Below are 11806 nucleotides of genomic sequence, written 5' to 3'. Positions count from 1 at the left end.
ATTCACTCAACTTCACTATCTTTTTAAAACTCGTCAGTCACGCATCCTCGAGAAGCTGAACTCACGCTTCTTGCGTATTTATAAAGTACCCCGCGTTTGAACTTTAAAGCCGGTGTCTTCCAGTGTTGTCTTCTTTTTTCTAGTTCCACATCGTTTACTTCCAGGCTTATGGTATTGCTTTCAGCGTCTATGGTGATAAAATCACCATCGTTCACCAAAGCTATGGTTCCTCCTTCCTGAGCTTCCGGAGTAATATGGCCCACAACAAAACCATGGGTACCTCCAGAAAAACGACCATCTGTAATCAGTGCTACTTCTTTACCTAAACCTGCTCCCATGATGGCTGCCGTTGGTTTTAGCATTTCCGGCATACCTGGTCCGCCTTTGGGCCCTTCGTATCGGATGACAACAACGTCGCCCTTTTTAACTTGACCGTTTTTGATCCCATCATTGGCGGCATACTCCCCTTCAAATACTTTGGCTTTTCCTCTAAACTGAAGTCCTTCTTTACCGGTAATTTTAGCCACACTCCCCTCTTCAGCCAGGTTCCCGTAAAGCATTCTTAGGTGTCCTGATATTTTGATAGGGGTTTCCAAGGTATGAATCACGTCCTGACCTTCTTTTAGATCATCGACATCCTTTAAATTTTCGGCCAAAGTTTTCCCGGTGACCGTTAAACAGTCTCCATGCAACAGGCCTTTTTTAAGCAGGTATTTCAAAACTCCCGGAATTCCACCAACTTCGTGTAAATCTTCCATCAAATAGTTTCCGCTGGGTTTTAAATCGGCTAGAAATGGCGTATTATCGCTTATTTTTTGAAAATCATGTAAGCTAAAATCGATTTGAGCTGCTCTTGCTATGGCTAAAAAATGAAGCACGGCATTGGTAGAACCTCCCAGGATGGTGATTAATCGTATGGCGTTTTCAAGAGATTTTCTGGTGATGATATCTGAAGGCTTAATATCCTTTTCAATTAAAAGTCGTAAAGCTTCTCCGGCTTGTATACTTTCCTGTTTTTTAGCCTTGCTTAAAGCTGGGTTTGATGAATTATAAGGGAGTGCCATGCCTAAAGCTTCGATAGCAGATGCCATGGTATTGGCGGTATACATCCCTCCACAGGCTCCAGCACCCGGACAGGCTTTCTCAATAATACTTTGGTACTCACTTTCTTCTAGAGTTCCGGCAACCTTGCCTCCCCAGGCTTCAAAAGCAGAGACTACATCTAGTTTTTTTCCATTATGACAACCTGAATCTATGGTTCCTCCGTAGACCAATATACTGGGTCTGTTAAGCCGTATCATGGCCATTAAGGCGCCCGGCATATTTTTATCACAGCCAACGACAGTAACAAGGCCGTCATAACTCATGGCTTGTACCACCGTTTCCATAGAATCGGCTATGATGTCTCTGGACGGTAATGAATAACGCATGCCTGGAGTTCCCATGGAAATGCCATCACTTACGCCAATCGTGTTAAAAATCAATCCGACGACATCGACATTTTTGGTGCCTTCTTTCACAAGTTTGGCCAGGTCATTGAGATGCATATTACACGGATTACCTTCATATCCAGTGCTTGCAATACCAATGATGGGTTTATTGAAATCTTCTTTGGTTAAACCTATAGCATGAAGCATCGCCTGGGCTGCAGGTTGAGTAGGATCTTGAGTAACGGTTTTACTATACTTGTTCAATTCCATTCTACTGAATTAATTAAAGAACGAAATTATATTTTCGATAGAGTTTCGTCCCACTGACTTATAAGACTGCTGTTAAATCCAATAGTTGATATTACTTTATAAATAGCTTAATTACAGTAAGTTAACTACTAAAGATTGGAATACTCAATTCCTCAAAATAATTGACATTTTTAAGTTTGAGGTTTTTGTTTGTCTAAAAGCACAAGACTCCCTCCTCACCTTCAGTTGTATCTAAAGGTAAAGACGGCTGATAAAATGAACTTGTTATCTAAAGCTGGATGTCTAAAAACTCAGATTTCTGCAGTGGCAAAATCAAAATAAAAACCTCTATAAATCTCCGAGAAGAACAGCTTTAAGCTCCTCGTAAGTGGAAATTGAAATGGACTTTTTTTCCTGATTCATCACCGCTTTGATTTGTGCTGGAAGTTCGATTTGTTCAGGAATCACTTGTTCCACAACGTCCAGAAACTTGGTAGGGTGAGCGGTTTCCAAAAAAACACAGTGGGTATTGGGATGGTCTTTTTGGTAAGCTTCTGCTGCCAGAAAGCCAATGGCACCGTGAGGGTCTGCAGTGTAATTGTAAGACTCATAAAGCCTTTTCATACTCTCCAGAGTTTGCTGATCTGAAAAACTAAAGGAAGTCAGGTTCGATTTTAAAACCTGAAATTCATTTTTAAAGATTTCCTGAATCCTTACAAAATTGCTTGGGTTGCCTACGTCCATAGCATTACTGAGGGTCTGTATCGTCGGCTTTGGTGTGTAATCTTCTGATTCCAGATACTCGGTCACGACCTGATTGCTGTTGTTGGCGGCGATAAAATGATGAACTGGCAGACCGAGTTGCTGGGCCATAAAACCGGCACAGATATTTCCAAAGTTACCACTTGGCACAGAAAACACAATGTTTTTATGATGCTTATGAAGTTGCTGGTAGGCAAAAAAGAAATAAAACATCTGAGGCAACCAGCGCGCCACATTGATGGAATTGGCGGAGGTGATCTGAACTTTATCGGTGATGGACCTGTCTAAAAATGCCTGCTTAACCATGTCCTGGCAGTCGTCGAAAACACCGTCAACTTCCAGGGCGGTGATATTCTGACCCAGCGTAGTGAGTTGTTTTTCCTGAACCTCACTGACTTTACCGCTGGGATATAAAATCACCACATGGATACCCTCGACACCTAAAAACCCGTTGGCAACGGCACCACCGGTATCTCCTGAGGTGGCTACCAAAACAGTGGTTTCTTTCTTTTGATCCTGCCTTGAAGAATCACGCAGGCTGGCCTGATTGAAGTAACTTAAACATCGCGACATGAATCTGGCACCTACGTCCTTAAACGCCATGGTAGGACCATGAAATAACTCCAACGAGGATATGCTGTCGTTGATATTCACAACAGGAAAATCAAAGCACAAGGTCTCTTTAATGATCTTTTTAAGTTCGACTTCTGGTATTTCCGGACTCACAAACTGCTTAATCACTTCAAAAGCAATGGCATTGTGAGATAGATCTGAGATGGAAGCATAGAAAGAGGCCGGCAGCTTCTGGATAGAGGTCGGGAAATACAAACCTTTATCGGGTGCCAGACCTTTGATGACAGCTTCTTTAAAAGACGTATTAGGTGCGTTGTGATTGAGGGAGTAAAAATCCATGACTTAGACTTTATTAACTTATGGTTTGAATGCCTTCTTTATTGATTTTGGACGAATAAGTTTCAAATTGAAGGTTTGAACTTTTGTAGACCTTTCGCATAGCAGCCTCTACACTTCTGGCTGAATTTTCACCTTTTGTAACCGCGAACATAGACGGACCAGAGCCGGAAATCCCAAAACCTAAAGCACCCTGCTTTAAGGCCGCTGTTTTTACCTCATCAAAATGAGGAATGAGCTGACTTCTAAAGGGTTCTACCACTACATCCTGAAGTGAGCGCTGTAACAGCGAATAATCACTGGTATGAAGGGCATGAACAAGACTGCCAAGATTGGCCCATTGCGTGATTGCCTTTTGCATAGGAATCTCTTTTGGCAAAATAGCCCTTGCCTCTGCCGTTTTGATTTCGATTTGAGGATGGATAATGACCGCATAAAGCTCGTCTGGTGTTGGTAGATTCAAAATCTCTAATGGATTCAAACTCTTTACCAGGACAAAACCTCCAAAAATGGCCGGGGCCAGATTATCTGCATGCTCACTTTGGCTAGCCACAGCCTCACCTTTCATGGCAAATGCTGTGAGTTGGGTTTTGTTGTAAGGTCTGCCCAAAAGCTCATTGATAGCAAAAACACTTCCTGCGGCACTGGCAGCACTACTCCCAATACCACTCCCTGGCTTTATACGCTTGTAAATTTCAATTTCAAATCCAAAGTCTGGCTGGAAGTCGTCGATTAATGCCATCGCAGAAACCCCAGCCACATTTTTTTCTGTCTCGTAAGGCAAGTCGTAGCCTTCAATTTTGGTGATGGAAATTCCTTGCTGGGGAGTCGTTCTCACCAGCATTTCATCACCAATATGGTCCAGACAAAAGCCTAAGACATCGAAACCACAAGCGACATTGGACACCGTCCCCGGAGAAAAAATTCGAATTTCTTTATTCAAAATAGAAGTTGATTTTATTTATTGCTAACTCTGATGATATCTGCAAATAATCCGGAAGCCGTCACATCTGCCCCAGCACCAGCACCTTTTACAATGATGGGTTGTTCTGGGTATCTGTGAGAATAAAACATCACGATATTGTCTTTTCCTTCCAAATTATAAAACGGGTGTCCCTGAGGAATTTCTTTAAGACCTACTTTTGCTTTTCCGTCATTGAATTCGGCGACATATTTCAATTGAGAATTATTAGCTTCGGCAGAGCTGAATAACTTCTGAAAATGCGCTTCATCCTCGATTAAGGTTTCAAAAAAATCATCTACTGTATCGCTTTCCAAATTTGCTTTAGTTAAAAAGGAGTCGTTTTCGATATCTTCAAGATTCATGTCGTAGCCGCTTTCTCTGGCAAGAATAAGAATTTTTCTAGCCACATCTACTCCACTCAAGTCTATTCTTGGGTCTGGTTCTGTAAAGCCTTCTTTCTGAGCTTCTTTCACCACATCGTGAAATTTGGTAGAACCGTTGAAATTATTGAACACAAAATTTAAACTCCCAGAAAGCACCGCCTGTATGGAGGTTACCTTATCTCCAGAGGCCACGAGGTTACCTAAGGTATCGATTATCGGCAAACCTGCGCCCACATTGGTTTCAAACAAGAAAGAGGCATTGTATTTTTTGGATAAATTTTTGAGTGTTTTGTAATTCTGAAATTCACTGGAACAGGCTATTTTATTGCAGGCAACCACTGAAATACTTCTTTTTAAATAGTCCGCATACATTTGAGATACAGCTTCACTTGCCGTAATGTCTACAAAAATGCTGTTCCGCTTGTTGAGTTGAGTGGCTTTCTCCAAAAATCCATCCAAAGAAGACGTCTCTCCCCGTTCTAAATGGTCTTTCCAGTTTCCTAAGTCTATGCCTTCTTCATCGAAATACATGTTCTTGGAATTTGAAATTCCCATCACTCTCAGATTGATTCTCAGTTCATTTTTGAGGAATTTGCGCTGCTGTTCAATTTGAGAAATTAAGCGATGTCCGACATTTCCTACTCCAGTTATAAAAACATTGAGTTGCTTGGTTTTAACTTCAAAAAAGGTTTCATGCAATGCGTTTAAGGCTTTTTTTACATCGTTTTGCAAGATGACTGCTGAAATATTTTTTTCTGAAGCCCCCTGAGCAATAGCCCTTACATTGACATTATTTTTCCCTAAAGCACTAAACATTTTACCGCTGATGCCCTGGTGATTTTTCATACGATCCCCCACTAAAGCGACAATTGACAAGTTTTTTTCGACATCTACTGGTCGAATTCTATGCGTTGAAATTTCATATTCGAAACATTGGTTGACAGAAGTCACGGCCAAATCGGCATCCGATTCAGATATTCCAAAACAAATCGAATGTTCCGATGAAGCTTGCGTTATAAAAATGACATTGATTTTTTCTAAAGCTAAAACCTCGAATAATCGTTTCGAAAAACCAGGAATACCCACCATTCCGTTGCCTTGTAAAGTGAGTAACGCGATGTTGTCTACACTTGTAATTCCACTTACACTTCCTGAGGTTGAAGTGGAATGTGTTTTAATTAAAGTCCCTTTATCTTCAGGCTTTAATGTGTTTTTAATCAGAATTGGAATTTCTGAGTCCAAGGCTGGCTGAACGGTTGGAGGAAATAATACCTTAGCTCCAAAATGCGAAAGCTCCATAGCTTCCTGATAAGATAAAACTTCGATAGGAGTAGCCTGTTTTACCAGTTTTGGGTTGGCAGTGTACATGCCACTCACGTCTGTCCAGATTTCAAGTCGTTTTACTTTAAGTGCAGCTGCTAAGATGGACGCCGTAAAATCAGAACCACCACGACCTAGGGTAGTGATTTCTCCAAGATTGGATTTAGCGACAAAACCTGGTAAAACGGTAAGTTGGTGAGCGGTTTTAAAATAGTCTTTAATATTTTTATTAGTGATCAGGTAGTTGACTTCAGCTTTGGTGAAACTGGAATTTGTCACAATAAGCTCCTGACTGTTCTTGCGAACAGCATCAATGCCTCTATGTTTAGCTACTTCAGTAATGATAAAAGATGACATCAATTCACCAAAACTCGTAAGTTTGTCTGATGTTTTTGGGGTTAACTCATTAATGAGATAGATTCCATCTAATAGGTTTTTTAAATAGCTCAGTTCCTCTTCCAGGTACTCCAAAACGTAATCATTATCCTTTGGAATTAACTCTGAAACCAGTGATAAATGTATCTTTTTAATGTCGTCAAATTCAGCAGCAAAAGACTCATTTTTTTCTAAGGCCAGCTGGCCAGCTTTAAGAAGTTTATCCGTAATTCCGCCAACTGCTGAGACTACACAAACCACTTTTCCATGTTTTGAATACCGATCAAGTATATCTACAACTTGATGTATTCGCTTTGAACTTCCTACAGAAGAACCTCCAAACTTTAGTACCTCCATCACTTTTAATTTTAAAATTCCTTTTTGAGGATATTTAGTTAAAAACAGTTAAAACAATTTACAAATGACGGCATATTTATTCTTAAACAAAAGACTCTTTATACATTTTATCGAAGATTGAATTAAAATGAATTTAGATCTGATTTCGTTAATGGATCCATATTTTTATAGGTTTTGACTGAACATCTTTTAATGCTCATATCGACCTAAAGACTTAATACGTAGAGGAAAGATTATTGATTTAATTCACTTTCCTGGTCTTTTTATTGCTAATCATCTTAACCATGTTTTCTTAGATGCTGTTGAGCATTATTCTTTCTTGTTATGATGATTTGAATTAAGATAATGTTCTCTAATCATATCTCGTCCAAAGTCTCCGTCAAAATCTCGCCAGACTGTATGAATGTGATTGGCATTGTTCTGGGTGTTGTCAAACTCTATCAGAAAGGATTTTCCCTGAATTCTGTAATAATGTCCTTTTCCTTTTATTAAAGAGCCTGCCCAACCAAATCTGATTTCATCAAATTCTTCATCATTGATCTTTTTCTCCCGTTTTAAAGCAAGAGGCTGAGGAATCGAACTTAAATATTCGCTTATCAGTTGTTTTAATATGTTTTTTTGTTCAGCGTTTAATTTAGTTGCTTTAATGCCTACAGGTCTCAAGGGACCCACTTCGATCGCATTTGTTGTGACGATATCCTCAAAAGAAGCATTTTGAAAAATTGCGACCTTCTTTTGCTGGTTAGAAAGTGAGTTTAACAATTCGAAGGCCCCGTCTTCTTCTCTTTGCAGTACCCTTTCGCCTTTTCTGCTACCCTCCGTGATAGTGGCCGGATTGGCTCCAAAGAATCTTGGTGTCGTTGATATTTTCCCGTTTGAAATTGTAAAGTTCAATGATACATGGTGTCCTTCAAAGGACCAAGCCCAAAGGCTATCTGTCCTGGGGTCGCCATAGACAGCAATATAGTAAGCCCCATCATCTCTGAATTCAGGATCGCCTCCCAATTCTATCAAGACATTTTCTAAATCAATAATTTCCCGAGTCTTGTCATACCCTGACTCACTCAAAAATGACTGTAGCATTTGAGAAAATTTCTCTTTCTGACTGCCATTTAATTCATCGATTATTAACCCAGTTCTCGGTAACATTTTCGCCGGCAAATAGTGCCAGAAATTTCTTGACGTATCATCCAGAGGCATCATAAGCATGCTTAATTGCTCATTGTTCAAGGATTCCAAAAAACTTATCGTTGGATCATTTTTATTTAAACCTATCAGACCAAATGATAAGGCTATTGCTAAAGCTAAGAGTGTGATTTTTTTCATTTGTGTTTAGATTTTTTATTTTAAAATAATGACTAACAGCTATTCTAATGGAAATGCTTAAAGTTTTCATGCATTACCTTAACTATTTGATATGATGAAATATACAGCTTTCTAAGCGAACCAAAGCCATAATTAACTAGATGATTAAAATTGTACTACAACATCTGGAATTTATCACTATAACCATCAAAAACATAATCCACAAAATCACATAAAATCAATCCTCCCGGAAATAATCCTTCAAAAATCCATATGGATCCTTTCTTCATAAATTCTTGTTATTGCAGGGATTTAGCAGATTTCAACAATAAATTTCTGGTGGCCTTGATCCCCTCTTTTTCAGGTAAACGATCGCCTTCATATTCAACTCCAATATAGCCTTTATAACCAGAATCCTTGATCAATTTTACGATACGCGGATAATCTAAAGTAGTCTCGTTCCCATTTTCATCAAAATCATAAGATTTGGCACTTACTGCTTTGGCTTTGGTTAACATCGTTTCAATACCTTCATATTTATTTGGATATTCTTCAATACATTGCCCCCATCTTTCTCCATTTTCACGTTGAATACACCAATTACCAAAATCTGGCAATGTCCCGCAATTTTCCATATCAACCTGTTTAACAGCTTCCATTAAAACAGGTACATCAGATGATAACCAACCATGATTCTCACACAATATATTGATGTTTTTAGTAGATGCATAGTCAGATAGTTTTTTTAATCCATCTACAACGGCAGGAATCCAAAGTTCTGGATCATTTGTACCAAAAGTATTTACTCGTATAGAATGACAGCCTAATTCCTGAGCAGCATCTACCCACTTTTTATGATTTTCTACTGCTAAATTCCTGGCTTCTTCATCAGGATCTGCGAGATCACCCTCGCCATCTACCATAATTAAAACGTTTTGCATTTCAGCATTTTCACTTACAACTTTTAAGCTATCAATCACCGCATCAAAACCCAATTTTTCAATTTCATCAGAATAGATTTGATTTACATATTCTAAACCTTCAAAGCCATTTTCTTTAGCAATTTCAGCAAATTTAAATGGATTCACACCCTGCTCATTAAACGTTCTGTGTAATGACCATTGTGCTAAAGACAATTTAAAAAAAGGATCTTCTTTTTTAATTTCTTTGGATTGTGCTTGTGCCTCTTTTTCCTGATTTTTCTTGCAAGAATAGCTTGAAATTAAAAACAACACTGTTAAAAAGTAGCTTATTGACTTAGGTACTTTAATTTTCATCTTCTATAAATTTTATGGGTTAGTTGAGTTTGAAAAAAATCAAACATTTTCAAAACGCAAATTAATCAATTTAGCAAATAAAGTGTATTTTCACGTTCTTTTTTAAAGAATCCCCATGCTTAATTTGATTTAAATGTAATGAATGAAAATGACATATATTCTATAGAAGGTCAATATGACTCAATCGTTGTAGGAACTGGGATTTCTGGTGGATGGGCTGCAAAAGAACTTTGCGAAAATGGCTTAAAAACTCTAGTCCTTGAGAGGGGACGAATGGTTAAGCATATTGAAGATTATCCAACTGCCTTTAAAGATCCATGGGATTTTCCAAATGGTAATGTCCCTACACGAGATATCATAGAACGCAAACCAAAACAACATCGAACGGGTTATGTTACAAAACCTGCCATAGAGCATTTTTTTGTTGATGATGTAAAACACCCGTACAATGAAAAAAGAAGATTTGACTGGATAAGAGGCTACCATGTTGGAGGACGATCTATTACATGGGGAAGACAGAGTTACAGGCTAAGCGATATCGATTTTGAAGCCAATAAAAAAGAGGGCATTGGAGTTGATTGGCCAGTGAGGTATAATGACATTGAACCCTGGTATGATAAGGTAGAAAAATTTATTGGTATTTCTGGAGAAAATTTAGGTCTGAAACAATTACCAGATCAAAAACTCCTTAAGCCTATGAATTTAAATTGTGTTGAGGAAGAGTTAAAATCAAAAATGGCTCAGAATTTTGATGATGGAAGGTTGCTTACCATTGGCAGAGTAGCTCATATTACGGAAGGCACAAAACCTGGCATGGGTAGAGCTGCATGTCAATATAGAGACAGATGCGCTAGGGGTTGCCCTTATGGTGCATACTTCAGTAGTAATTCTTCCACTCTTCCAACAGCTGAAGCTACTGGTAACATGACTTTAAGGCCAAACTCCATTGTCCACGAAGTCCTTTATGATGAAATTACAAAGAAAGCAATAGGGGTAAAAGTCATAGATGCTGAAACCAAAAAAAAATATATTTATAAAGCAAAAGTCATTTTTTTGTGTGCCTCTGCAATGGCTACTGCCTCTATATTGTTGCAATCTAAATCTAAGCGTTTTCCCAATGGTTTGGGTAACGATAGTGGCGAATTAGGACATAATATCATGGATCATCATTTTCATGTTGGTGCTAGGGCTAAAGCAGATGGATTTGAAGATAAAATCAATAAAGGCAGAAGAGCAAATGGTCTGTATATACCAAGGTTTAGAAATCTTGGTGGAAAAACAGATATGAAGGAATTTAAAAGAGGCTATGGCTATCAGGGTGGCGCATCAAGGTCTAGCATTTCAGAAATGGTAGCCGAATTGAAATATGGTCCAGAACTAAAAGAAGCTATTTTGAAGCCCGGAGAGTGGAACGTTAATTTACTGGCTTTTGGTGAGACCTTACCAAATCACGACAATAAAATGTACCTTGATTATAAAAGATTAGATGATTGGGGTTTGCCGACAATAACCTTCGATGCAGCCCTTGGAGAAAATGAACTTGCCATGCGGAAGGATATGCAGAATCAAGCTGTAAAAATGTTAGAATCGGCTGGGTTTAAAGATGTTGAAGGTTACGATATCAAACCTAAGAAGGCCTTGGGCTTGGGAATACATGAAATGGGTACAGCCAGGATGGGTAAAGATCCTAAGACTTCTGTCCTTAACAAACATAATCAAATTCATGATTGTACAAACGTTTATGTAACTGATGGGGCATTTATGACCTCCTCTGGTTGCCAAAACCCATCTTTAACTTATATGGCTTTTACTGCAAGGGCAGCCAACCACGCTGCTACACAACTTAAAACTAATAACACACCATAATTGTAAACATGAAAAGACGAGAGGCCCTCAAAAACATCGGTTTTGCAACAGGCTTTCTAGTTGTTACACCAACAATTATTAGCATTCTACAAAGCTGTGACAGTGATATTAAAAATTGGAAGCCCATTTTCTTCACAGTAGAACAGGGTGTTGTCTTAACTAGATTAGCAGATGTCATTTTACCTAAAACCACAAAGCTACCTTCCGCTACAGATTTAAATGTACCACAATTTATAGATAGATACGCGAATGAGGTTCTAGATAACGAAAGCCAAAACAACATGAAAATTGCTTTTGATAAAATCATTTACATATTAAAAGCAAATGAAGAAATTTCTATTAACGATATTACTGACAATGAGTATAAGGCATTACTGGATAAGCATTTAGTATTAAGTGATGGAATTAATCCTGAAAAAGATGAAAATCCATCCCTAACAACCTCATCAAAATCTGAGTTTTTAAATTATATCAAATGGATGTGCATAACTGCTTACTTAACAACGGAAGAAATTGGTGAGAATGTTTTAGTCTATGACCCAATACCCACAAAATATTATACCGGTGATTTACAGGAATTAACAGGAGGTATCTCATATTCCTTATAAA

8 protein-coding genes are annotated in these 11806 nt (G+C 38.5%); 2 read left to right on the top strand and 6 right to left on the bottom strand.

Annotated elements, in window-relative coordinates:
* Window positions 1-23: 23 nt before the first annotated feature.
* The 6 genes from ilvD to LB450_RS00590 form a co-directional block, all read right to left on the bottom strand.
* Entirely contained in the window at window positions 24-1700 is a 1677-nt protein-coding gene (ilvD, locus tag LB450_RS00615) for a dihydroxy-acid dehydratase (RefSeq protein ID WP_224485885.1), read from the bottom strand.
* Between the two features lie 327 nt (window positions 1701-2027).
* Window positions 2028-3353, bottom strand: a complete 1326-nt coding sequence (gene thrC / locus LB450_RS00610) for a threonine synthase (RefSeq protein ID WP_224485883.1) — start codon at window positions 3351-3353, stop codon at window positions 2028-2030.
* Window positions 3354-3366: 13 nt separating this feature from the next.
* Window positions 3367-4293, bottom strand: coding sequence for a homoserine kinase (locus LB450_RS00605; RefSeq protein WP_224485882.1), 927 nt, complete (start codon window positions 4291-4293; stop codon window positions 3367-3369).
* A 14-nt stretch (window positions 4294-4307) separates the two neighbouring features.
* Window positions 4308-6749 carry a bifunctional aspartate kinase/homoserine dehydrogenase I gene (gene thrA, locus LB450_RS00600; RefSeq protein WP_224485880.1) on the bottom strand — a complete coding sequence of 814 codons (2442 nt, stop codon included), beginning with the start codon at window positions 6747-6749 and terminating at the stop codon, window positions 4308-4310.
* A gap of 309 nt (window positions 6750-7058) precedes the next feature.
* Complete coding sequence (locus LB450_RS00595) at window positions 7059-8075, bottom strand: DUF3500 domain-containing protein (protein ID WP_224485879.1); 1017 nt, start codon at window positions 8073-8075, stop codon at window positions 7059-7061.
* A 278-nt stretch (window positions 8076-8353) separates the two neighbouring features.
* Window positions 8354-9331, bottom strand: a complete 978-nt coding sequence (locus LB450_RS00590; RefSeq protein ID WP_224485878.1) for a sugar phosphate isomerase/epimerase family protein — start codon at window positions 9329-9331, stop codon at window positions 8354-8356.
* 138 nt (window positions 9332-9469) lie between these two features.
* On the opposite strand from LB450_RS00590, the gene LB450_RS00585 reads away from it, so the two are divergent.
* Complete coding sequence (locus LB450_RS00585; protein WP_224485876.1) at window positions 9470-11197, top strand: GMC oxidoreductase; 1728 nt, start codon at window positions 9470-9472, stop codon at window positions 11195-11197.
* An 8-nt stretch (window positions 11198-11205) separates the two neighbouring features.
* Entirely contained in the window at window positions 11206-11805 is a 600-nt protein-coding gene (locus tag LB450_RS00580; protein ID WP_224485875.1) for a gluconate 2-dehydrogenase subunit 3 family protein, read from the top strand.
* Window position 11806 lies beyond the last annotated feature (1 nt).

The sequence above is a fragment of the Psychroflexus curvus genome (assembly GCF_020164585.1).
GTDB lineage: Bacteria > Bacteroidota > Bacteroidia > Flavobacteriales > Flavobacteriaceae > Psychroflexus > Psychroflexus curvus.
This window is presented reverse-complemented; position numbering and strand designations above follow the sequence as displayed.

Excerpts from the sequence above, each read along its gene's own strand:
- thrC (WP_224485883.1), bottom strand. The coding sequence starts at position 3,353 with ATGGATTTTTACTCCCTCAATCACAACGCACCTAATACGTCTTTTAAA.
- LB450_RS00585 (WP_224485876.1), top strand. The coding sequence starts at position 9,470 with ATGAATGAAAATGACATATATTCTATAGAAGGTCAATATGACTCAATC.
- LB450_RS00595 (WP_224485879.1), bottom strand. The coding sequence starts at position 8,075 with ATGAAAAAAATCACACTCTTAGCTTTAGCAATAGCCTTATCATTTGGT.
- LB450_RS00580 (WP_224485875.1), top strand. The coding sequence starts at position 11,206 with ATGAAAAGACGAGAGGCCCTCAAAAACATCGGTTTTGCAACAGGCTTT.
- ilvD (WP_224485885.1), bottom strand. The coding sequence starts at position 1,700 with ATGGAATTGAACAAGTATAGTAAAACCGTTACTCAAGATCCTACTCAA.
- thrA (WP_224485880.1), bottom strand. The coding sequence starts at position 6,749 with ATGGAGGTACTAAAGTTTGGAGGTTCTTCTGTAGGAAGTTCAAAGCGA.
- LB450_RS00590 (WP_224485878.1), bottom strand. The coding sequence starts at position 9,331 with ATGAAAATTAAAGTACCTAAGTCAATAAGCTACTTTTTAACAGTGTTG.